This window comes from Bradyrhizobium sp. SPXBL-04, from assembly GCF_051853035.1.
Taxonomy (GTDB): Bacteria; Pseudomonadota; Alphaproteobacteria; order Rhizobiales; family Xanthobacteraceae; genus Bradyrhizobium; species Bradyrhizobium zhanjiangense.
Map to the genome: position 1 here is coordinate 7,468,227 of NZ_CP182472.1, position 22,862 is coordinate 7,491,088.

Here is a 22,862-nt window from a genome sequence, read left to right on the forward strand (position 1 = left end):
GTTCAATTCAGGTCCGCACTGAAGGTCCGGACTGAAACGACAGCGAGGTGCCCCCCCTCCGTCGTTCCTTTCGTATAGTTTATAAAAACAATCACCTCAATTTGTTGATTTAGTAAATCGCTGTTTCCGGCGCGGATGTGGCCCAAAGGCAACAGAGCGTCGTTTGCAGGCCATAAATAAACGGAAAAGCCCTCAGGGGGCATCCTGAGGGCTTTTTTGAAGGTCTCACGTCGCCGGCCGTGACAAGGTCAAGAGCCACAGAGAGAGTGGCCGAGACGTAATTTAATCAATTGATTTTTGCAAGCACTAAACTGTCGGTCGCTTTCAGGGTGCAACATCTGCGCCATCTTCGTGCGCGACAGGCGAGACGCCTGCTCAATATCCCGTTACTATCCGCAAAAAGGGATCAAAGGAATCGAACGAGGGAAGCCAGGGTGCTCGAGAAGAAGCTCGACAGGGCGATTACGGAATTCATTTGGAACGTCGTCGAAATCCACTCCCAGCTGGAGGACATCCACACCAGCTGGGCCGGACTGCTGGGCATCACCCAGCCGCAATGGCTCATCCTGATGGCCATCACCGAACTCGATAAGGGGCGAGGCGTCGCCGGCATCGACATCGCGAATAAGTTGCGAGTCCACCCCGCGTTCGTCACCAACCAAACCAAGACGCTCGAAAGGCGCGGATTTCTGTCGCGACGAGCGGCCCCGGACGATGCCCGCTTCGTTCTGATGTCGCTCACCGCAAAGGCGACCACGGAAATCGAAAAGCTGGCCAAGCGAAAGCTCGCCTTTAACTCGACCATGTTCAATGAACTCGACGAAAAGACCTTGGCCGAGTTGAACGCCACGCTCGCGACGATCGGCAAGAACGCCCGGTTGGCGGCACGATTGCTGGCGATCGAGGCTTCATGATCCGCCTGGCCCCGGGCGCTTCACAGGTCCACGTGATGCGCTAGAGGTAAGTCACGGGATCGAATTGACGAGCCACTCCAAACTTGCTGTCGAGCCATTGGACAATGAAATTGTCGGCGGCGATGAAATTCTCGACCTCACCCAGCGGGTGCGGGATGCGGTTCGGCACGACGACCGAGCAATCGGCTCCGGCCCGCCGATAGGTGGCCTGCAACTCGAGAGCCTCTCGCTCCCGCAGCATCGAGCGGCTGCCGACCACCATGAGAAGCGGGCAAGCGATCCGACGCGACGGCGGCAACGCGCCATTCGAGGCTCTCTCATCGACGCCGGTCATCCAATGCACTGATGCGCGACGCGCGACCGAGGTCAACAGTCCGGCGTCGCACACCGCGGCGGCTATCCGGCAGTCCGAAACGGCGAGGCGGGAGGCACGACTGGCACCCGTCCCTTCGCCATAGACCGCGATCTGCTGCGCGTCGACATCCTGACGCGCTTCCAGATAGTCCAGCCAGCACTGAAGCATTTGCGGCTCCACGCCGCGGCTACCGGGTGAGGCGCCGGCACCGAGGAAGAGGAGTGACGTGGTCCCGCCGCGTGTGGCCGGCAACAGCCGGCTCATCATCGAGTCCAGCGTGATGTCCTCGTCACCAATGCAGATAATTGCGGGTGCGCAAGGTCCGCCACGCGACGCCGGCACGAAGAAGCCGGACAGCGGGCCCTGATCGAGGCCATCGATCTCGACGCGCTCGATCGCCGGACCGAACCCGTCCATGAAAGCTTTCAGGTTGGCTCCGACCCTGCCTGCGAGGCCGGCCAGCGCCGGATCCTCCGGACAGGACAAGCTTCGCGCGACTTCGAGGGCCGTGAGCGAACACAGCCCCGCTTCCGACGCAACCCGGGCCGAACCATCTCTGCGCGCGGACTCGGCGAACAGCCGGTAGTCGTCTGCGACCCGCAGCCAATCCGCGACCCACAGATGTCTGTGCGTCTCACGCGCAAGCTCTGCACCGGTGAGGCTTTCGAAGAATTCGGACACGCGATTGCGCAAGCCCGTCAGATCGCGACCGGCACCGTCGCGCGAGCCGTGAGGCCAATGATCACCTTCCATGTCCCCCCCGAACGGCGCCGTCAGCGGCTGCCCGGACATGGATGGCGAGAACGCAATGCAGTCTCCGCACCGCGTGCGCCCGCTTGCGCCTTTTGCGCGATACGATTCATCCTGACGATCGCTCCGCCTTCGCTTCGCGCAGCGAAGTTGCCGGCGCTCCATCGTTCAAACGAGCCGGTCCCGATACGACGTCCCCGCCGGCTCAACTCAGTCGTCACAGCTCAGCTCCCTTGCTGACACTTGGTCTGCGCCCCGCGCCATTCTGGCATTTTTGCGGTCCCCGGTTTGTAGTTTTTTGTTGTGACGGGCGCCTAAAATATAGAGGGGCTTGATGACAGAGGAGGCAATCGCGATTTCAGCGGCAGATCCGGCGGATTGTCATCTGATCGTCGCAAACCGCCGCGCGACGCGCCGCTCCAGCTGTTTGCCTCTCCCGCGAGCCGGAAGAGCGATACGATTTTGCCGAATTCTTTAAATCGAGATTCTCGGCGTTGTGACCGAAGCGGCCGTGCCTTGCCGTCCTGACGTTTGCGAGCCTTGCCGCGGCACGATCCTGTTGAGCTCCTCGTCAAAATGCGAACGAAGCGGGAATATCAGCCGCCTTTGTATGCATTATCCCAGTTGCCATCCTCGCGCACTTCGCTTTACATGCGGCCAACCCGCCTTCGGACCACGGCCGAGGCCCAAAATCACATGCCCGCTCTGAGGGACGAAACATGGCGCGTAACATTTTGATTCTTGGGGCTTCCTACGGCTCGCTGCTGGGCACGAAGCTGCTGATGGCGGGTCATAACGTGACCCTGGTCTGCCGCGCCAAGACCGCGGAGTTGATCAATCGCGACGGTACCGACGTGCGCATCAAATTGCGCGACCAAGCGGTGCCTCGGGCCATCTTCTCGCGCGACCTGCCGGGCAAGCTCGATGCGGTGACGCCGGCCAATGTCGACCTCTCCCGTTACGATCTGGTGGGCCTTGCGATGCAGGAGCCGCAATACACCAACCACACGGTGCGTGTTCTCATGGTCAAGATCGCCGCGGCAAAACTGCCGTGCCTGTCGATCATGAACATGCCGCCGCTGCCCTATCTGAAGCGGATTCCGGCGCTCGCGGACATGGATCTCGAGGAAGCCTACACCAACGCGCAGGTGTGGGAGCGGTTCGAGCCGGGACTGGTGACGCTGTGCTCGCCCGACCCGCAGGCCTTCCGGCCGCCGGAAGAAGCCGCGAACGTGCTTCATGTCGGCCTGCCCACGAATTTCAAGGCATCGGTGTTCGCAGACGAGAAGCACAACAAGCTGCTGCGCGAGCTCGAATCCGATATCGACGCAGTGACGCTCGACGGCCATGACGTGCCGGTGAAGCTGAAGGTGTTCGACTCGTTGTTCGTGCCGCTGGCGAAATGGTCGATGCTGCTCACCGGCAATTACCGCTGCATCACGCCCAATGAGCCGCAGTCGATCCGCGACGCGGTGCACGGCGATCTCAAGCGCTCGCAGACGATCTACGACCATGTCGACGCGATCGCCCGCCGCCTCGGCGCCGATCCGCAGGACCAGGTGCCGTTCGCGAAATATGCCAAGGCCGCGGAGAGCCTGCTCAAGCCGTCCTCGGCCGCGCGCGCGGTCGCGAGCGGCGCGCCCTTCATCGAGCGCGTCGACCTTCTGGTGAAGCTGATCTCACATCAGCTCGGCGTGCCCAACGCCGAGATCGACCGCACCGTCGACACCGTGGACCATAAGCTGAACGAGAAGATCGTGCAGGGCGGATCGGGCGCGCAGTAGCGCGCGCCGTTTCCAGCGGCGTCGGCCCTCACGCACTCCAGAGCGATTGAATCCGGATCGCGCCGGTCATGGCGACCAGCGTGATCGCACCGGTGCGCGTGACCAGATCGGGACGCCCCGAGACGGCGGGCGCCGGCGCCGAGCGTTGCGCCCAACGTCACCCATGCCGCGCCGCCGTGACGATCTGAACCAGCGCTCACTGCAGATTCGGCGTACGGCACTGTTCCCAGTGTGGCGCAAACTCAACGACGGTCGTCGCACATCGGACGCACGGCCGGGTCGTCGCCCTCGCATCGCACCTACGCGCGGTCCGCTGATATCACGACTGCGTGAGACGACGGCATGCCGCCCGTCATATCCCGGCGCTTCGCGAGCAAAGCGAGCCGATTCGACGCGAATGGGCTTCCCTCACGTGCAGGCCCTTCATTCGCGCAAACGTTGCATGCGCGCAGAACGGGTCCGACTGCTTGCCCAGCCGGCAGAGAGGTGAGCAACATATCTTTTTAGGTCAGGTGTCTATGACCTGTTTGCCGGTCCGTTGTTCCGGCATGATCGCAATGCACGGCCAAGAGAACAAGAACAACAACAATGGATCAGGCGATGCTGAGCGTCGTCCGCGCGGTCGAGGCAGGCGCGACGACGATGAAGAGCGTGATCGACGCCACCGGACTGTCCCGTCTCAAGATCGAGCGCGCGTTGACCGCACTGGAGAAGCAGAAGCTGCTGGTGCGCGACGGCCAGGGCTTTCGCGCGACCGGCCTGCCGAAGGCGGCGCGCCCGGTTCGGCAATGCGGCTCATGCAACGCCTGCTGCGATATCCTCGAAGTGGCCGGCGTCGACAAGCCGGTGAATCAACTCTGCAAACATTGGCAGGCGGGCACGGGATGCACCATCTACGATCGCCGCCCGCAAATGTGCCGGTCGTTCGTCTGTGCCTGGCTGCAGGGCCATCTCGATGACGACTGGTTTCCGGCGAAATCGGGCATCGTGGTGCATTTCAGCCAGGACGCCGTCAACGTCACGGTCGACGACGATTGTCCCGATCGCTGGCGCGAGGAGCCTTATTTCAGCAAGCTTGCCGAATGGTCGCTGAACGGGATCAGGCGGATCGGAAACCGCGGCTATGCGACCCTCGTCGTGTCCGGCACCGCGCGGTTCCTGCTGCTGGGACACACCGTCGTTCCCGATCCGACGCTGTTCGGTACCGCATTCCTGCCGCTCACCGCCGACACCTTCCGGTTCTGGCGGGCGACGTCGCCCGAGCATTTGCAACGGCTGCATGAGCGCATAGCCGAGATCGAACGGATCAGGCAGGAATTCGGATCCTGCGCCATCCCCGAGACCGAGGACGACGATCCGCGACCGCCCTATCGGCCCGCGCTTCTACGGTTGTCGCATCACGCCTGAACTCCGCCGTGGGCAACACGGCCTGATTCGCGCGGTAGCGCTCGACGCGCCCCGGCCGGGTTGATAAGCCCCTGTCCGCGAATGACGGGACTTGAGTCGGGGACATGACGGTTGCGATCGAGATGGGGCAGACCACGGCGGGCGCCGCGGCGGCCATGGACCTCGAGGAACTGCTGGCGACCCGCCTCCTGGTGCAGGGCAATTCGGGCTCCGGCAAATCGCATCTCTTGCGACGGCTCCTGGAACAGAGCGCGCCCTGGGTGCAGCAGGCCATCATCGACCCCGAAGGCGACTTCGTCACGCTGGCCGAGCGCTTCGGCCATCTGGTGATCGAGGCCGAGGATCACAGCGAGCGCGGCCTTCAGGTCGCGGGCGAGCGCGCGCGGCTGCATCGCGTCTCCACCGTGCTCAATCTCGAAGGGCTCGACGCCGAGAACCAGATGCGGCGCGCCGCCGCTTTCCTCGGCGGGATGTTCGACGTCGACCGCGATCATTGGTACCCAATGCTGGTGGTCGTCGACGAGGCGCAGCTGTTTGCGCCGGCGGTTGCGGGCGAAGTCTCGGACGAGGCGCGAAAACTGTCGCTCGGCGCCATGACCAATCTGATGTGCCGCGGCCGCAAGCGCGGGCTCGCCGGCATCATCGCAACCCAGCGTTTGGCCAAGCTCGCCAAGAACGTCGCAGCGGAAGCCTCCAACTTCCTGATGGGCCGGACCTTTCTCGACATCGACATGGCGCGCGCCGCCGACCTGCTCGGCATGGAGCGGCGGCAGGCCGAAGCTTTTCGCGATCTCGAGCGCGGACAGTTCATGGCGCTGGGACCTGCGCTATCGCGGCGTCCCCTGCGTTTGAACATCGGCCCGACCGACACGAGCCCGCGCAATTCCACGCCGCGGCTGATGCCGCTGCCGGAAGCGACCCTGGAAGATGCGCGCGCCGTGATCCTGGCGGCGCCGCCGCCCGATGCCAGCCGCCCGCAGCGCCGGCCCGCGCCGGATCTGCTCGAGCAGCTGCGCGCCGCAAAGGCGGCCGCCGCGCCCGAAGCGCGCGCGGAGCCGATCGAGCTTCCGGTCAGCGCCGAAGAGCTCGCGGAGCGGCGCGAGCGCGTGGATCGTACCCTTCGTGCCGTGCTCGCCGAGCCCGACGCCGGCTTCCGCGCCATCGGCGTGCTCTATCAGGAGTTCGTGGTCCGCTGCCGCATCGAGGGGCTCGGCGCGGCGGTGCCTGATCTCAACGAATTCCGCCGCATGCTGACGCATGCGCGGGCCGGGCTCGGCACTGATCTCGCCGACGATGACGCCTGGCAGGACGTCTCGCTGCGCGCCTCAATCCTGCCCGACGACATGCAGGGCGTGTTCATGATGATCGCGCGCGCGGCGAAGGAGGGCTGGCCGTGTCCCGGCGATGCCGCGATCGCCCGCGCCTATGGCTCGCACTCGCTGCGCCGCGCGCAGCGGCTGCTCAGCTATATGGAGGAGCAGGGCCTGATCGTCTGCCAGCTCGACGGCGGCGGCCGCCGGATCGTGACGCTGGTGGAGCTGGCTTGGGCGACGGCGCCGGGCGATCCCAATGGCGATGATTTGCCGGCGGAGCCCGCGCAGAGCGCGGCCGCGCTCTGAGCCGGGATTTAGCGTCGTCTCATCACCTACGCCGCCTCGGTCGCATCGAAGCCGCGGGCCGCATCCGGCGCATCAACCGCGAACATGCGGCGATAGAGTACGACCGAGACGAGCCAGGCGACCGCGAACAGCGCGATCACGACGAAGCCGACATTGGCCAGCGACTCGTTGAGGCCCTCGACCACCGCCCACGGGCCGCCGGAGAGATCGAGCCGATCGCTGATCAGGCCGAGCGCCTCGATGCCGCCGATAAGAAGCGCCACCGCGACCGAGGCCCCGGTGATCGTGAGGTTGTACCAGAGTTTTCGCAGGGGATCGACGAAGGCCCAGCGATAGGCGCTCACCATCAATGCGGAGTCTGCGGTGTCGACGAGCGCCATGCCTGATGCAAACAGCGCCGGAAAGACCAGGACATCGGCGAGCGAGGTACCGCGCGCGGCTTCACTGGCGGAGATGCTGAGCAGGCCGATCTCGGTCGCGGTATCGAAACCAAGCCCGAACAGGAAGCCGAGCGGGTACATATGCCCCGGCTTTGTCACCAGGCGGAACATCGGCCCGAGCAGGCGCGCCAGGACGCCGCGATTGGCGAGCAGCGCATCGAGGCCTGCGGCGTCGTGAACGCCGTGCTCTCGCGCCGCGCGAAACGTCCGCCACAGGCCGGCGAAGATGGCGAGATTGATCGCGGCGATCACGAGCAGGAATAGCGCCGACACCGAGGTGCCAACCAGGCCGCCGATCTCCTTGAGCAGACTGTCGCCGCCAAGGCTCACCACGCCGAGCGCGAGCAGCATGGTCGCAACCACGACGACGGTGGAATGGCCGAGCGCGAAATAGAGGCCGACGCTGCGCGGCGCGCCGCCCGCCTGCATCAGCTTGCGCACGACATTGTCGATCGCGGCGATGTGGTCGGCATCGACGGCGTGGCGGAGGCCGAAGACCCAGGCCAGCAGCGCGGTCGCCATCACCGTCGGCCGGTCGCCGAACAGCGTAAAGGCCCACGCCCACGCGGCGATGTTGGCGGCGATGAGCCCCCCGAACAGGAGCGCCGCTCCGGGCTCGACCGCCCGCAAAGACCATCTCGTCACGACAACCATTCCGTCCGTTGCACGCCCCGTCGCGCCAGCGGTATGATTTTTTCATAAGATAGTCATACTGACCAGTGCAATCCCGGAGGGGCGGCACGGATTTGCAGGTGCTTGCGGCCATCCTTCGAGACACCCGCTCGCGCGGGCCCTCAGGATGAGGTCTTATTTTGCGGCCAAGCCCTGGACCCTCATGGTGAGGAGCCCGCAACAGCGGGCGTCTCGAACCATGAGATCAGGCCCGCCTTACGCAGCCTCGGAGCCGCCGAGATAGGCGTCGCGGATGCGGGGATCGTCTTTCAATGTCCGCGCCGGGCCGGAGAGCACGATCCTGCCGGTCTGAAGCACATAGGCTTCATGCGCGATCTCGAGCGCGAGGCTGGCATTCTGCTCGACCATGAACACCGAGACGCCGTCCTGGTTGATGGTGCGGATCAGCTCCAGCACGCGGTCGACATAGAGCGGCGACAGGCCCATGGTCGGCTCGTCCATCACGATCATGCGCGGACGGCTCATCAGCGCGCGAGCCATCGCCACCATCTGCTGCTCGCCGCCGGAGAGCGAGCCGGCGCGCTGCGACAGCCGCTGGCCGAGCTTTGGGAACAGCGTGAGCATCCTGTCGAGATCCTGGGCCACGACATCGCGATCATTGCGCACGAAGGCGCCCATCAAGATGTTCTCGCGGACGCTCATGTCCGCGAACAGCCGCCGCGCCTCCGGCACCGAGGCGATGCCGCGGCGGACGATCTGCGGCGTGGTCAGCCCGATCAGCGATGCACCGTCGAACGTCACCTCGCCCGAGCGCGGTTTCACCAGGCCAAGGATGATCTTCATCGTCGTCGACTTGCCGCTGGCATTGCCGCCGAGCAGGCAGACGATGTGGCCGCGCGCGACCGATATCGACAGGTCGAAATGCACCTGGGCCTGGCCATAGAAGGTGTTGACATCAGACAGCGCCAGCAGCGGTGCGGGAGAAACGTTCGTCATGCCGCGCTCTCCTGCTCCGCCGTTGCGGAGAGGCCGTGGCCGAGATAGGCCTCGATCACCTTGGGATCGCTCCGCACCACCTCGCCCGGCCCTTCCGCGATCTTCTTGCCCTCATCCATGACGATGACACGGTCTGACAGCCGCATCACCATCTCCAGCTTGTGCTCGATCAGAAGGATGGTCAGCCCCTCCGCCTTCAGCTCGGCAACGAGGGCCTGCATCTCCGCGGTCTCGGTCGGGTTCATGCCGGCGGTCGGCTCGTCCAGCAGCAACAGGCGCGGCTTCAACGCCAGCGCACGCGCAATCTCGACGCGGCGGCGGTTGGCGTAGGAGAGGCTATAGGCGGGCTGGTCGATCCGCGGCAGCAGCCGTTCGCCGAAGCGGGCGAGAATGGCTTTCACCTCTTCGCGCAGCCGCTCCTCCTCGTCTCTGACACTCGCAGGACGCAGCAGCGCCAGCCCCAATTCCAGCAGCGGGCCGATCACCGGCACGGCCGGCTTCACTGCGCGCAACCGCGTGTGCGCGCCGATCAGGACGTTGTCCATGACGCTGAGATTGCCGAAGACGCGGCCGAGCTGGAAGGTGCGCGCAATGCCCTGGCCTGCGAGCCGTTCCGGCGACAGACCCGTGATGTCCTGCCTTGCGAAGCTGACGGTACCGGCATCGGGCCGGTCGAGACCGGTCACGAGATTGAACAGCGTCGTCTTGCCGGCGCCGTTCGGGCCGATGATGCTGATCAGCTCGCCCCTGGCGAGGTCGAGATCGATAGCGTCGACCGCGGTGAGACCGCCGAAGCGGCGCGTCAGCCCGCGCAGGGACAACATGGGGATGTGCTGCTCGGACATCAGATCGTCCCCAACAGGCCCTGCGGCCTGAACCGCACGAGCAGCAAGAGCACGATGCCGTAGATCAGGATGCGATACTCCGCCGCGATCCGGAAGACTTCCGGCAGGCCGACCAGCGCCACCGATCCGAGAATTGCGCCGACGACGTTACCAAGGCCGCCGAGAATGACGACGGTCAGCGCCAGGATGGATTGCTGCGTGTTGAAGGTCTCGTGGTTGATGTAGGAATAAAGATGCGCGGCGATGCCGCCGCTGACGCCGGCGGCGAAGCCGCCGAAGATGAAGGCCAGCGACTTGTAACGGTTGAGGCTGAGGCCATAGGCGCGCGCGGCGATGTCGTCGTCGCGGATGGCACGAAAGCTGCGGCCGAGATGCGAGGCAAGCAGGCGGCCCTGAAGCAGCGCCAGCACGACCATCACCGCAAGGCTGAACCAGTAGACCGACGCCGGGCTGATCAGGTCGTAGCCGAACAGCGACAGCGGCGGGATGCCGGAGATGCCGATCGGGCCGCGCGTGACGCTCTCCCAGTTCAGGATCACCAGCGACACGATCTCGCCGATGGCAAGCGTTGCGATCGACACGTAATGCCCGCGCAAACGGAACGACGGCGAGATCAGGAGCGTGCCGAGCGCTGCGCTCATCAGGCCGCCGCCGATGATGGCGAGGCCGACCGGAACGGAGAACGCCAGCGACAGCAGCGCGGCGGTGTAGGCGCCGATCGCCAGCAGCGCGGCATGGCCGAGCGAGACCTGGCCCACCGTGCCCGCAACCAGCGTGAGGCTGAGCGCGAGCATGCCGAGCAGCCAGGCGTTGATCAGGGTCTGGAGCACGTAGAAGGACACCGGGAACAGCGGCAGGATCGCGAACCCACCGACGGCGACCAGCAAGGCCCAGCGCGGAATGCGCACCGGGCGGCTCGGCGCGATGAAAGTGCCGGTGAGCGGCTCCGGCGGCGCCTGCCGGGCACTCGCAAACAGGCCGTTCGGCCGCAGCACGAGCACGACGACCAGCAGCAGAAAGGCGAACAGGTTGCGGTAGCTGGTGCCGAACACGGCGACGCCGTAGCTCTCCACCAATCCAAGCAGCAAGCTGCCGACCACCGCGCCCGGCACGTTGCCGGCGCCGCCGACGACTTCGGCAACGACGCCCTTGAGCGTGGCCTGAAGGCTCATCGCGGTATCGATCTGGTTGTAGTACATGCCGACCAGCATGCCGGAGACGCCGCCGAGCGCTGCCGCAATGCCGAACACGGCCTGATTGACCCGGTTGACGTCGACACCCATCTGCATCGCGGCGTCACGGTCCTGCGCGGTGGCACGCACCGCCCAGCCGAGCTTGGTATAGCGCAGGAACACGAACAGCAGCAGCGCGCTGGCGATGCCAACGCTGGCAATGAGCAGATCAAGCGGCCCGATCGTGCCGTTGCCGACCTGGAAGCGGACGTCCGGCAATTGGCTCGGCAACGCGCGCGGATTGGGCGAGAAGGTCAGCATCACCAGCTGATCGAGCACGAAACTGATGCCGATCGTCGCCAAGAGCGGCGCGATACGCACCGAGTTCTGCAGCGGACGGAGGCCGAAGCGCTCGATGATCAACCCGACGATCGCGGCGGCGACCGCGACCACGATGATGGTGAGCGGCAGCGGTGTATGCAGCTGCACCACCGCGACCCAGCCGATATAGGCGCCGACGAGATAGATCGAGCCCTGGGCAAAGTTGATCAGCCGGCTGACGCCGAAGATCAGCGCGAGCCCGACCGCAACGAGGGCGTAGACATTGCCGACGATCAGCCCGTTGATCGTGTAGTCGAGCCAGGAAGCCACGCGAAGGTCCCAAGTTGAGAGAAGCGACCGGAGCGGATGCTCCGGCCATCGTGTCAGGTCGGCTTGCCGTCCCAGAGCGCGAACTGACCCTTGCGCACGACGAGCTCGGCGTTCATGGCGCCCTTGACGCGGCGGCTCTCGACGTCGAACGTCGCCGAGCCGAAGATGACGCTGGAGACGTCCTTGACCTTGGCGAAAGCGTCGCGGATGGCGCGGCGGTCGGTGCCGCCGATCTTGAGGACGGCAGCGGCCATGTTCATCGCGTCATAGGAATAGGCGTTGAAGGCGTCAGGCTCCTGCCCACCATATTTCGCCTTGAAGCCCGTGATGAATTTCTTCACCTCGGGCCGCGGGTCTTGGGGGAAATAGCGCGTGCCGAGATGAACGTCCTCGACCGCCTCGCCGCCGAGCTCCAGGAATTTCGGCGAGTAGACCGAGCTCGCCGCGCAGATGGTCTGCTTCAGGCCGACCTGGCGCGCCTGACGGGCGATCAGCGCGCCGTCGGAATAATAGGAGATCAGGATCAGCCCGTCCGGATTGGCATCGCGCACGCGCACCAGGGTGGAGCGAAAATCGCGCTCCTCGGCGATGTAGCCTTCGGTCACCGCGATCTCGGCGCCGTATTCCTTGGCCGCCTTGACGAAATGGTCACGGCTGGTGCGGCCCCAATCGGTGTTGAGGTGCAGCACCGCGAGCTTCTTCAGGCCGAGGCGCCTGACGGCGTAGGACGCCAGGAGCGGCTGCTCGTCGGCCTGGCTCACGGATGTGCTCCACATGAAGTCGCCGCCCTTGGTGAAATCGGGGTGCGAATTGGTGAAGCCGAACTGCACGAGGCCGCCGCGCTGATAGATCGGCGAGGCCGCCATCGAGGCGGGACTCGAGAAGTCGCCGAGCTCCATGACGATGCGGGCATCGGAGACGAATTTCTGGGCGATCGCCACCGACTGGCGCGGATCGCTCTGGCTGTCCTCGAATTGGTAGGCGAGCTTGCGGCCGTTGATGCCGCCGGCAGCCATGATCTCGTCGAGCGCGAGATCAAAGCCCTGCTTCCACTGCGCGCCATATTGCGCGTTCGGGCCGGTCAAGGGACCGCTGACGCCGAGCAGGATCGCCTCGGAGGATTGCGCGAAGGCCGCGCGCGAGAAGGCGGCTCCTGCCATCATGGCTGCGAGCGAGCCCTTGACCAGGGACCGACGATCGATGTTGCTCATGCACGGCTCCATCCATTCAGTGTTGAAACAAGCAGCAATTTCTATGCCGCTGCGACTGCCTATTTCGAGGGCTCGCCGAGCGACAGCATCAGCCGGTTGGCCCAGTTGAAGAACGACGCGCCATTGATGACGTCGACGATCTCGGCATCATCGAGACCGGCGCGGCGCAGCTCCTCGACATTATCGGGGCCGAACGCGATCGGCGTTGCGGCCAGCGCCACCGACGCCTTGACGACGGCATTCCAGCGCTCGCCGAGATCGGCCTTGACGCCTTCGTCGAGCAGACGCTGCACGTCGTCGCGGCGCTTGGAGTAGGTGCTGGCGAAGCGCGCGTGCACGGAGGCGCAATAGATGCAGCCGTTGTAGCGCGAGGTCGCTGCCGCCGCCAGCTCGCGCTCGGCGCGCGGCAGGCCGTCGGCGACGTTGTAGAAGATGTCCTTGTCGGTCTTGGTGCGGGCTTCGAGCACCTCGGGATCGCGCACCAGCAGGCGGAAATATTCCGACTTGGCGCGGGCGCGATCGACGAGGCCGGCGAAATGCCGCTCGGTCAATTCGGCCTCGGGCAGCGGATCGATCCACGACACCCAGCCGAGCTCGTCCTGGGTGAAGACGACGGGCGGATTGACTTTGTTTGCAGCGCTCATGATGCGATCTCCTTACGCGCCGGCCGCGGTGTGCCTGAGCGAAGCGCCGAGCACGCGCAGGCCAGTGACGACGCGCACCTGGAACGACAGGAACGCAACGAGCTGGGAGAAGGTGACGATGCCAGCGTTCGACCAGCCGGTGGCGAGCAGCGCCTTCATGTCGGCGGAGGCGGCATCGCGGGGACGGAATACCAGGAGATGCGCATGCTCGAACGCCGCAACAAGCCGGGCGCCGAGATCGGGCTTACGTTCGGCGCTCACGCGATAGATCAGGCCGGCCTTGTTCTCGATCGACAACGGGCCAGCCGGAAAGGCGCCATACGGGCCCGAGGTCTGGCCGCGCTCGATCTCCAGCTGGATCGCCGCGAGAAGCGCCGCTCCATCCGTGTTCGCTGCAAGCTTCTCGCGATAGAAGGCCGCGACGGGAGACTCGCCATGGAGCCCGGTCACGAAAGCCGCGATCGCGGCACGCTCTACAAGCGAGAACTCGCTCGCGTCGATCGGCTCGAATAGTGAAAGATAGCTCTTCTGGGCGTTCTCGCGCGCCTGAAGGCGGCGTGCGCGGATGGCATCCAGAGCCGATCCCGGTTCGATTCCGGCGAGCGTGTCGATGATATCTTTTGTTGCCATCATTCAGCCTCGTGCAACGCCATCCTGTTCGTTCGGGTTAGCCCGCCAATGCCACCCCAGGCGCCGTCCGAGTCCAGCCCAGCGCCGGCGCGACCTTGTCTGCGACCAGCTCGATCGAACGCAGGATATAGGGATGTGGCGCATCGACCGAATGCGCCTGGAACACCAGATCGGTCACCCGTTCCAACGTGGCATCGGTGCGGAGCGAGGCGATGACGTCGTCGGCCGCGCCGACATGGGTGTCGAACGCGGTGATCATCTCCTCCAGCGCCTCGCCGGGCTTGGCGTGGCCGCCCTTGAGGAATTGCGGCAGCGCGCGCCGCAGTCCGATGTCGGCAAGGCGCATCGCCTCATTTCGGTCGTCGGCGACAAAGACGCTGCGCGAGGCCATGATGCGCGGCTCGCGTCCCGGCGGCAGCGCGTCGAGATAGGCATCGATGATCGGGTTCTGGATCTCGGCCAGTGTTGCACGCGGCGCCTCCTTGGTCCGCGGCTGGGTGCGCGACAGCAGCAAGCCATCGCCGGCCTTGCCGGCACGGGCACCGCCCGCGACCGAGAATGTCGCCTGCCAGATGCGCTTGTCCAATTCCGGTCGCTGCGGATAGAGCGTGTCGCCACCATCAAGCGGCTTGCCGGCCAGCGCGGTGCGGACGACGTCGAGATTGCGGGCAAAGATCTCGTTGCGCTGCGCGCTATCGAGACCGAAGGCGACGAAGGCCGACGGGTTGCCGCCAGTGCCGACGCCGAGCTCGAAACGGCCATTGCAAAGCAGATCGAGCACCGCGGCATCCTCCGCCACTCTCACGGCGCTCTCGAGCGGTAAGGTGACGATGCCGGTGCCGAGGCGGATGCGCGAGGTCTGCGCGGCGACGTAGCCGAGGAAGGCGAAGGGCGACGGCAGGCCGCCTTCGCGCTCGTGGAAATGGTGTTGCGCGATCCAGGCGGAATCGAGCCCCGCCTTTTCCGCGCGCACGATCTGCTCGGCCGCGAAGCGATATCGCTCTGCCGGGGGAGCCTCGTCGAGCAGCCGCGTGAAAAATCCCAGTCGTTTCAGGTTTGCAAAGCGTTTCATACGACCCCTGCCGGGCGAGGATGGACCCCGATGATGTCGGTTGCCGCAGCTCCAGACAAGCGGGCATTGCGCAGGGCTGCCCGTCGGCATCGCCCCTGCGCTGAAGCCTGGGCAGACTGCCTACCAGCTCGGCAGCACCGCGCCCTTGAACTTGGTCAGGACGAACTCCTTGACCTCGGGGGTGTGGTAGCTGTCGATGAGGGTCTTGACCCAGGGCTTGTCCTTGTCCGCGCTGCGAACGGCGATCAGGTTGACATAGGGCCCCTTCGGGTCCTCGCGCAGGATCGGATCCTTGACGGGATCGAGTCCCGCCTGAGTTGCATAATTGGTGTTGATCGCGGCAGCGTCGACATCGTCGAGCGCGCGCGGCGCCTGCGCCGCATCGACCTCGATGAATTTCAGCTTCTTGGGATTCTCGGTGATATCGAGCACCGTCGGCTTGAAGCCGGTGCCCTCCTTCAGCTTGATCACGCCCTTGTCGCGCAGCAGCAGCAGCACGCGACCACCGTTGGTCGGATCGTTCGGGATCGAGACCTTGCCGCCGTCGGGAATCTCGGCGAAGGCCTTGTGCTTCTTCGAATACACGCCGATCGGGAAGTTCACGGTGAGCGCGACGGCCTCGATCTTGTAGCCGCGGTCGGCCTTCTGGTTGTCCAGGTAAGGCTGGTTCTGGAATGAATTGGCCTGGATCTCGCCGGCATCGAGCGCCGCGTTCGGCACGACATAGTCGGAGAACTCGATCAGCTGGATGTCGAGGCCCTGCTTGGCGGCGATCGGCTTCACCGCTTCCAGGATCTGCGCGTGCGGTCCCGGCGTCACGCCGATCTTGATGGTCTCGGCGGTGGCTGCGGCCGACCAAGCGGCAAGCACGGTCGCGAGGATCAGGGGAAGGCGAAACGACATCTTGGTCTCCGTAGGTCTTCGGCAATGATGGAACCGTATTCGCTTCTCTGCCGCGCGAAATCAATGAAATTGAAATCCATATTGGCAGGCGGTGGCGGGCGCACTTTCTCCATTCGGCACCAAACAGGAAACGAAATCACGGCGACGGCGCCTTCCGCAGAGGCGCGTCACGGTGCTGGCGATTGGTGTTGTCAGCATCCGCTAAGGCCAGCGCTCCAGGGGTCATGTGTGGCAATTTCCTGGCGGCTGCAATGAATCTCCGACTGGGGCAACATCACGAAACTTGATGTGCCAGCAGTGACCGGGTTAGCGTTTCGGCGCGGCCTTAGAACTTCCCCAAGTTCACGTAAGTTCGCACTGGATCGCCGCCTGGGTGCTCTCGGGCGGTGATCCGGGTCGTCGCCCGCAGGGGTGCTCCACATCGTCATTTCGTCGCAGGGCCTTGCGGCCTTGCCGGCATTGCCGCCTTGTGCATGATGCAACATGATGGCTGCTGGCGACGATTTGTCTTCGAGGTGGAGGTCATCCGATGAACGAGAACGAAATCCGCAATCTGGTCGCGGAAGTGAAGCAAGGCACGCTGTCGCGACGCTCGTTCATCCAAAAGGTGGCTGCGATCGGAATCGCAGCGCCGATCGCGAGCCAGATCCTGGTCTGGAACGATGTGGCGATGGCGGACGCCACGTTGCCCTACAAGCCGGCCAAGGCCGGCGGCGGCGGTCCGCTCAAGCTGCTGTTCTGGCAGGCCCCGACCCTGCTCAACCCACATTTCGCGATCGGCACCAAGGACCAGATGGCCTCGCGCGTCTTCTTCGAGCCGCTCGCCGGCTGGGACAAGGAGGGCAACTTGATCCCCTGCCTCGCCGCCGAGGTCCCGACCAAGGCGAACGGCAGCCTTGCGGCCGACGGCGCGAGCGTGATCTGGAAGTTGAAGCAGGGCGTCAAATGGCACGACGGCAAGCCCTTCACCGCCGACGATGTCGTCTTCACCTGGCAGTACGCCGCGGATCTCGCAACTGCGGCCTACACCACGGGATCCTACAAGGACATTAAGGTCGAGAAGATCGACGACCACACCATCAAGGTGATCTTCAAGGCGCCGACGCCGTTCTGGGCCGATCCCTTCGTCGGCTCGGTCGGCCAGATCCTGCCGAAGCATCATTTCGGCGACTATAGCGGCGCCAAGTCGCGCGAGGCACCGGCCAATCTGAAGCCGGTCGGCACCGGCCCTTACAAATTCGTCGAGTTCAAGCCCGGCGACCTGATCCGCGCCGAACGTAACCTCGACTATCACGTCAAGAACCAGCCGCATTTCGACACGCTCGAGATCAAGGGTGGCGGCGATGCGGTGTCGGCGGCGCGCGCGGTGCTGCAGACCGGCGAATATGACTTCGCCTGGAACATGCAGGTGGAGGAGGAGGTCCTCAAGCGCATGGAGGCGAGCGGCAAGGGCAAGCTCGACATCACGCCGTCCGGCAATGTCGAGTTCATCATCCTCAACACAACCGACCCGTGGACCGAGGTCGACGGCGAGCGTTCGAACGCCAAGACCAAGCATCCGACGCTGTCCGATCCGGCCGTGCGCCGCGCGATCAACCTCCTGCTCGACCGCGATTCGATCCAGAAATTCATCTACGGCCGCGGCGGTGTCGCCACCGCGAGCTTCGTCAACGCGCCCAAGCAGTTCAAGTCGCCCAAGCTCAAATACGAGTTCAGCATCGACAAGGCCAACAAGATCCTCGACGAGGCCGGCTGGAAGAAGGGCGCGGACGGCATCCGCGAGAAGGACGGCAAGAAGCTCAAATACGTCTTCCAGACCTCGACCAACGCCCCGCGCCAGAAGACGCAGGCCATCATCAAGCAGGCCTGCGAGAGGGCCGGCATCGAGATCGAGATCAAGGCGGTCACTGCATCGGTGTTCTTCTCCTCGGATGTGGGCAACCCCGACACCTACTCGAAATTCTACGCCGACATGGAGATGTACAACACCACGCAGCCGCAGCCCGATCCGGAGCGTTTCCTGAACCAGTGCGTCTCCTGGGAGATCGCCAGCAAGGACAACAAATGGCTCGGCCGCAACATCTCCCGCTATTCCGATCCCGAAGCCGACAAGGCCTACAAGGCCGCGCAGAACGAGCTCGACCCGGTCAAGCGCGCCGCACTGCTGATCAAGGTCGACGAGACCTTTTGCGAGGCCAACGTCTTCCTGCCGCTGCTCTCCCGCAACGTCGTCAACGCCAACGTCAACAATCTCATGGTCGACATGTCGGGCTGGGACGTCACGACGTGGAACTTAGCGAGCTGGTATCGCACCTGACGCGCAGCACGATCACGGGGAGCGCGCTCTCCACGACCGTTCACGCGATCATTGACGCTGCGGGTCAGATAAACGGCTTGCCGCCGGTGACGGCGAGGGTCCGCCCCTGATATGTAGCTCGAGAGCGGATCGGCGAGCATGACATAGGCGCTGGCGAGCTCGGCCGGCTCAATGGTCCATCGCAGGCCCTTATGAACACCCCTGCACCGGACCCCATTATCCCTCCACTGTGTGATTCACGTCACAGCAGAATCATCCGCCCTCGCCTACAATAATCGTGCATGGCCGCAAACAAGGTAACGGCGGTACGCACGAGGCTGGGGAGGCGATCAACAGCTACGGACTTTCGAGGCCGCCAGGGTGAAGACCTCGGCGGCTTTTTTCTATGGCAGGGAGGCCGGCGCAAGCGCCTTGCGGCCAATGCCGCCGGCGGCGATCGTCGTTATTTCGGTCAAAAGCCTTTCCTTTGTTCGCGCTCTTCTTCCACCTGCCGCTCAGCCTCCAGCCAAAAGTCCAAGTCGCGGTTGGCCGGACGGCCGGCCTGCTCCCAGAGTTCGTAAGCGCGAGCCCGCACCTTGCCGCGCCGCATCATGCGGAGGAGCTTCTGCGTCAGCTCCTCGGCAAAGCTCCTGAATCGCGTGACAGTGGTTTCGTCCTTGGCGAGCACCGCCGCTCGCGTTGCGAGCTCGATCTGGTGCTCTATCTTTTGCTGCTCGTCCACGGTGAACACCGCGCCCTGCGAACGGACCCGCACCACAGCTCATGCTGCTTAGAGCCTCAATTCATTCTCGAGAGTTCCGTTCCGCGTGCAGCGCAGACGCAGACCACCATTTCGAACTGAGCCGGCCGTGACGGTTCTCAAGCGCGATGAGATTTGGATGAATCGTCATCGCGCTTCAGGTTTCTGTTTATGCATGATCTTTCCGGAAAACCGCTTCGCACTTTTCCGGATCATGCTTTAATGCCACGTCGTATCCGCCTCGACGATCACTGCCCTTGTTTCGGGATCTTCGGTCGTGTTGCAGGTGCAGGGCATCCCCTCACCGCACCGGCAGCCGCCCAACTTCTCACTCCAAGGCCGGAGCGGATGGTTTTCGCAGACCCATCCCAGACCGTGGCAGAAGGGGCATTTCTTGCGGGTCACAGCGTATCCGGCGTCCGCGTGGTGTTCGACTTGTCCTCGTTGCGCAACTGCTGCTCGGCCGCGCGCCAAAACTCGTCCTCACGACCTTCGGGCTTGCCAGCTTGCTCCCACAGTCGGTGCGCGCGCTCTCTGATCTCCTGCTCGGTCGGCTCAGGCATGGGCACCTCCTGCTCTAAAGCACGGCCCCATCCTTGGGGAGTATGGGGGCTTGGAGGCGGGGCCGTGCAGACCAGCAATCGGCGGCGACGCTGGCCCGCGGATTCAAGCCTCGATCATGCGCAAGAGTTCCTTTCCTCCCGCGAGCTCGGCTACGCGGCGCGGACTTGGCCAGACGTCGATCGATGATGCGCTTTGAAGTCGTCGGTAGCGGGTGAGGGATCCGCCATCACATTCAAAGGAAATCCCCTAGTAACTCCAGAAGCTTGTCTGGATCTTGGGTGCGGGTCGGAGCGTGATACATCTCTCCCGGCTGTACACCTTCGCCGCCCCTTCAAGACCGACACGGGTCGTGCCGCGTCCCTCTTACCTCAGCCGGCGATTTTCTGACGCCGGTCTAGACTAGCCGAGACCAGCAACGCACTGAGCTTCGGTTGCATGAGCAGCCAAGCTGCGCGGGCTGGCTTGAATATTTGAGATGAGTTCCAGATCAACCTGGCCTGACGAGAATGCAAACGGGACTTCCAACATGGATGGCCTGCTCTGTAGCAACGAGGCCGCCGCTGGTGTGGGCGCGCTTGAGCAGCTTGATCGTGTCGGTGTCCTCGTTCGCCACGAACAGGAATTTGTCCGACAGTGCCAGCGCAAAGAACCGAGGCGTCTTGCCGCCAGTCGCCGTCCAGCCAATCGGCGATAGCCTTCCGCTCGCCGGCTCGATCGCGAACGTTGCGATGCTGTCGTCGCCGCGATTTGACGCATAGACAAAACGTCCGTCTGCCGACACCGCGATCTCTGCCGCCCGGCTATTTCCCGTGTAGGCATCAGGCACCGCCGACACGATCTGAAACGGCGCAAGCGCGCCGGTTGCAGGATCGAAATGATAGGCCGTAACGCTCGAGTCGAGCTCGTTGACGACATAAGCGAGCCGGCCGCCTGGATGAAACGCCACGTGACGCGGGCCTGCCCCTTCACGCGCCCGCGCCGGCTTGCCGACGAGCACGAGCTTTCCTTGTTCGGCGTCGATCCCATAGGTGAAGACGAGGTCGAGCCCCTTGTCCGGCACCACGATGAACTTTCCCGACGGATCGAACTCGACTTGGTGCGGCTTGGCGAAAGGCTGCTCAACACGATGTGGCCCGATCTTGCCCTCGAGCTTAACCAGATCGATCACGGCGCCGAGCGAGCCATCCTCGTGCCGGGACAGCAGAGCAAGCGTGGAGGTGATATGATTGGCGACCACCACAAACCGGTTGCTCGGGTCGATCGCGAGGTGGACCGGGTTCTTGCCTTCCGTGCTCTGACGGTTGATCACGGCAAGCTTGCCGCTCGCAGGATCAATCGCCATTGCCGTGATGTCGCTGAGATCGCCATGCACCGTGTAGAGGAAGCGGCGTGTCCGATGAAACCGGCTCTGACACAGACCCTTTCATCAAATCATGATGGGGAACGCTGGATGAGGCTGGTATTCGGGATGCTCGTCGCAGGACTGGCGATCGGCGCAAGCGCGCCTGCTTGCGCACAGATCTCCGACGACGTCGTCAAGATCGGCGTGTTGACCGACATGTCGGGCATCGTCTCCGATGCCACGGGCGAAGGCTCGGTCGTCGCGGCGCAACTGGCTGCGGAGGAATTCGGCAACCGCGTCGCCGGCAAGCCTGTGCAGATCGTGTTCGCAGACCATCAGCTCAAGCCCGACGTTGGCGCCAGCATCGCCCGCAAAAGGTTCGAGCAGGAGGGCGTGGACGCCATCGCCGACGTTCCGAACTCGGCCGTCGCGCTGGCGGTTCAGGAGGTCGCCCGGACACGGTCGCGCGTCATGCTGTTCTCGTCGCCCGGAACGACCGCGCTCATCAACCAGTTCTGCGCGCCGACCAGCGTGGCCTGGACCTTCGATACCTATGCCCTCGCCCGCGGCACGGCCAAGACCGTGGTCGAGGGCGGCGGCAAGAGCTGGTACTTCGTGACCGCGGACTACGCTTTCGGTCATCAGCTTCAGAAGGATGCCAGCGCCGTCGTTCAAGCCAATGGCGGCAAGGTATTGGGAGCTTCCGCGCACCCGCAAGGCACCACCGATTTCGCCTCCTTCCTTCTGCAAGCGCAGGCTTCGAAGGCGAATATCGTCGGGCTCGCAAACGCCGCCGGCGATACGGTCGCAACCATCAAGCAGGCCGAGGAGTTCGGCCTGACTGCCGGCGGGCAGAAGATGGCCGCGATGCTGCTGCTGCTCACCGACGTCCACTCGCTCGGCCTCCAGGCAACGCAAGGCACCTTTCTCACGACGCCGTTCTACTGGGATCTCAACGAACAGACCCGCGCTTGGTCGGAGAAGTTCGCAGGCCGGCGCAAGGGCCAGCGGCCGACCTTCATGCAGATCGGCGTTTATGAGGCCGTCCGTCATTATCTGCAGGCGATCGAGGCAACCGGATCGGACGACGCAAACAACGTGATCGCGAAGATGCGCGCAACGCCGATCGAGAGCGCCTTCACCCACGGCGCCACGATCCGCGAGGACGGCCGCGTCGTTGCGACATGTATCTCGCCGAGGTCAAGGCTCCCAAGGAGTCCAAGGGGGAGTGGGACCTCTACAAGATTTTGCGCACGATCCCGGCTCGAGACCTGACCATTCCGCCGACTGAGAGCACCTGCCCGCTCGTGAAGCACTGACGCGATATCAAACATCCGAGGACAACAATGACGCCCGAAAACGAATGGCAGTACCCCTACGGCACCAAGCAGCGCTACCACCTCCAGCACGTGCATCTGTTTGCATCCAACGTCGATGCCACCATCGACTTCTACAGGACATGGTTCGATGCAAAAGTGACGTGGGATGGCGATGTCGCGGGTGCGCGGAACGTCTTCATCAAGGTCGGTATTGGCGCCATCCACCTCTACGACCAGCTTCCGCGCGGCGAAGGCAAGAACGCCGTCCATCATCTCGGCATGCAGGTCGTCGGTATCGACGAGCTGTACGAACGCATGAAGGCCGCGAACCTGCATATTCCCAATCCGATCCGCCGCCTGGGCGGAGGTGGCGGCTATTTCATGCTCGGCGCGCCCGATGGCGTCGTCATCGAGGTCTTCGAGCCGGGCAAGCTGCGCGAGCCGGCGGTGCGCGACTACTACGGCTTCGGGGGATGAGCCCGTGGACACCGCACCTCCGCTCGACACAATCGCCGACCTCGTCGCCGCTCACGCTGCGAGCACTCCAGCCAGGGA

At 64.3% G+C, this 22,862-nt stretch carries 19 protein-coding genes and 2 pseudogenes; 7 read left to right on the plus strand and 14 right to left on the minus strand.

Features of this window, described 5'->3' with window-relative positions; translation table 11 throughout:
* The first annotated feature begins 434 nt into the window (after positions 1–434).
* Positions 435–914 carry a MarR family winged helix-turn-helix transcriptional regulator gene (locus ACNJX8_RS35630; RefSeq protein WP_439358503.1) on the plus strand — a complete coding sequence of 160 codons (480 nt, stop codon included), beginning with the start codon at positions 435–437 and terminating at the stop codon, positions 912–914.
* Between the two features lie 40 nt (positions 915–954).
* Here ACNJX8_RS35630 and ACNJX8_RS35635 read toward each other — a convergent pair whose 3' ends face one another.
* On the minus strand, positions 955–2,184 hold the full coding sequence (locus ACNJX8_RS35635; protein ID WP_439410301.1) for an alpha/beta hydrolase: 1,230 nt from the start codon (positions 2,182–2,184) through the stop codon (positions 955–957).
* Between the two features lie 554 nt (positions 2,185–2,738).
* On the opposite strand from ACNJX8_RS35635, the gene ACNJX8_RS35640 reads away from it, so the two are divergent.
* The 3 genes from ACNJX8_RS35640 to ACNJX8_RS35650 all read left to right on the plus strand — a co-directional run bounded on the left by ACNJX8_RS35640 (position 2,739) and on the right by ACNJX8_RS35650 (position 6,829).
* On the plus strand, positions 2,739–3,803 hold the full coding sequence (locus ACNJX8_RS35640) for a ketopantoate reductase family protein (RefSeq protein ID WP_439358504.1): 1,065 nt from the start codon (positions 2,739–2,741) through the stop codon (positions 3,801–3,803).
* Positions 3,804–4,391: 588 nt separating this feature from the next.
* Positions 4,392–5,210 (plus strand): YkgJ family cysteine cluster protein, encoded by an 819-nt coding sequence (locus tag ACNJX8_RS35645; protein WP_439358505.1) that lies wholly within the window; start codon positions 4,392–4,394, stop codon positions 5,208–5,210.
* Positions 5,211–5,314: 104 nt separating this feature from the next.
* Positions 5,315–6,829, plus strand: coding sequence for a helicase HerA domain-containing protein (locus tag ACNJX8_RS35650; protein WP_439358506.1), 1,515 nt, complete (start codon positions 5,315–5,317; stop codon positions 6,827–6,829).
* Between the two features lie 26 nt (positions 6,830–6,855).
* On the opposite strand, the gene ACNJX8_RS35655 is transcribed toward ACNJX8_RS35650, so the two are convergent.
* The 9 genes from ACNJX8_RS35655 to ACNJX8_RS35695 all read right to left on the minus strand — a co-directional run bounded on the left by ACNJX8_RS35655 (position 6,856) and on the right by ACNJX8_RS35695 (position 16,026).
* Positions 6,856–7,923 carry a HoxN/HupN/NixA family nickel/cobalt transporter gene (locus ACNJX8_RS35655; RefSeq protein WP_439358507.1) on the minus strand — a complete coding sequence of 356 codons (1,068 nt, stop codon included), beginning with the start codon at positions 7,921–7,923 and terminating at the stop codon, positions 6,856–6,858.
* Positions 7,924–8,157: 234 nt separating this feature from the next.
* Positions 8,158–8,898 (minus strand): ABC transporter ATP-binding protein, encoded by a 741-nt coding sequence (locus tag ACNJX8_RS35660; RefSeq protein ID WP_439358508.1) that lies wholly within the window; start codon positions 8,896–8,898, stop codon positions 8,158–8,160.
* Complete coding sequence (locus ACNJX8_RS35665; RefSeq protein WP_164934361.1) at positions 8,895–9,743, minus strand: ABC transporter ATP-binding protein; 849 nt, start codon at positions 9,741–9,743, stop codon at positions 8,895–8,897. The genes ACNJX8_RS35660 and ACNJX8_RS35665 overlap by 4 nt, the downstream gene beginning before the upstream one ends.
* Positions 9,743–11,566 carry an ABC transporter permease gene (locus ACNJX8_RS35670; protein WP_439358509.1) on the minus strand — a complete coding sequence of 608 codons (1,824 nt, stop codon included), beginning with the start codon at positions 11,564–11,566 and terminating at the stop codon, positions 9,743–9,745. Before ACNJX8_RS35670 ends, ACNJX8_RS35665 begins: the two co-directional genes overlap by 1 nt.
* 53 nt (positions 11,567–11,619) lie before the next feature.
* Positions 11,620–12,777 (minus strand): ABC transporter substrate-binding protein, encoded by a 1,158-nt coding sequence (locus tag ACNJX8_RS35675; protein WP_439358510.1) that lies wholly within the window; start codon positions 12,775–12,777, stop codon positions 11,620–11,622.
* A 59-nt stretch (positions 12,778–12,836) separates the two neighbouring features.
* Positions 12,837–13,421, minus strand: a complete 585-nt coding sequence (locus ACNJX8_RS35680) for an alkylhydroperoxidase domain protein (RefSeq protein ID WP_128937960.1) — start codon at positions 13,419–13,421, stop codon at positions 12,837–12,839.
* Positions 13,422–13,433: 12 nt separating this feature from the next.
* The gene (locus tag ACNJX8_RS35685; RefSeq protein ID WP_439362023.1) at positions 13,434–14,051 is read right to left on the minus strand and encodes a CMD domain protein; all 618 of its coding nucleotides are present in this window, start codon (positions 14,049–14,051) and stop codon (positions 13,434–13,436) included.
* A 37-nt stretch (positions 14,052–14,088) separates the two neighbouring features.
* Positions 14,089–15,123 carry a putative FMN-dependent luciferase-like monooxygenase gene (locus ACNJX8_RS35690; RefSeq protein ID WP_439358511.1) on the minus strand — a complete coding sequence of 345 codons (1,035 nt, stop codon included), beginning with the start codon at positions 15,121–15,123 and terminating at the stop codon, positions 14,089–14,091.
* A gap of 120 nt (positions 15,124–15,243) precedes the next feature.
* Positions 15,244–16,026 (minus strand): MetQ/NlpA family ABC transporter substrate-binding protein, encoded by a 783-nt coding sequence (locus ACNJX8_RS35695; RefSeq protein ID WP_128936264.1) that lies wholly within the window; start codon positions 16,024–16,026, stop codon positions 15,244–15,246.
* 529 nt (positions 16,027–16,555) lie between these two features.
* On the opposite strand from ACNJX8_RS35695, the gene ACNJX8_RS35700 reads away from it, so the two are divergent.
* Positions 16,556–18,343 carry a peptide ABC transporter substrate-binding protein gene (locus tag ACNJX8_RS35700; protein WP_439358512.1) on the plus strand — a complete coding sequence of 596 codons (1,788 nt, stop codon included), beginning with the start codon at positions 16,556–16,558 and terminating at the stop codon, positions 18,341–18,343.
* A gap of 64 nt (positions 18,344–18,407) precedes the next feature.
* On the opposite strand, the pseudogene ACNJX8_RS35705 reads toward ACNJX8_RS35700, so the two are convergent.
* The 4 genes and pseudogenes from ACNJX8_RS35705 to ACNJX8_RS35720 all read right to left on the minus strand — a co-directional run.
* A pseudogene (locus ACNJX8_RS35705) lies at positions 18,408–18,513 on the minus strand (NAD(P)-dependent oxidoreductase); the annotation flags it as partial.
* 281 nt (positions 18,514–18,794) lie between these two features.
* Positions 18,795–19,073 (minus strand): DUF2934 domain-containing protein, encoded by a 279-nt coding sequence (locus ACNJX8_RS35710; protein WP_245473415.1) that lies wholly within the window; start codon positions 19,071–19,073, stop codon positions 18,795–18,797.
* Positions 19,074–19,483: 410 nt separating this feature from the next.
* Complete coding sequence (locus ACNJX8_RS35715; RefSeq protein ID WP_128936266.1) at positions 19,484–19,645, minus strand: DUF2934 domain-containing protein; 162 nt, start codon at positions 19,643–19,645, stop codon at positions 19,484–19,486.
* A gap of 488 nt (positions 19,646–20,133) precedes the next feature.
* Positions 20,134–21,063, minus strand: a complete 930-nt coding sequence (locus ACNJX8_RS35720; protein WP_439362024.1) for a lactonase family protein — start codon at positions 21,061–21,063, stop codon at positions 20,134–20,136.
* A gap of 33 nt (positions 21,064–21,096) precedes the next feature.
* Here ACNJX8_RS35720 and ACNJX8_RS35725 point away from each other — a divergent pair.
* Together ACNJX8_RS35725 and ACNJX8_RS35730 are read left to right on the plus strand one after the other, a co-directional pair.
* Positions 21,097–22,307: pseudogene (locus ACNJX8_RS35725) on the plus strand (ABC transporter substrate-binding protein).
* 27 nt (positions 22,308–22,334) lie between these two features.
* On the plus strand, positions 22,335–22,784 hold the full coding sequence (locus ACNJX8_RS35730) for a VOC family protein (protein WP_439358513.1): 450 nt from the start codon (positions 22,335–22,337) through the stop codon (positions 22,782–22,784).
* Positions 22,785–22,862 lie beyond the last annotated feature (78 nt).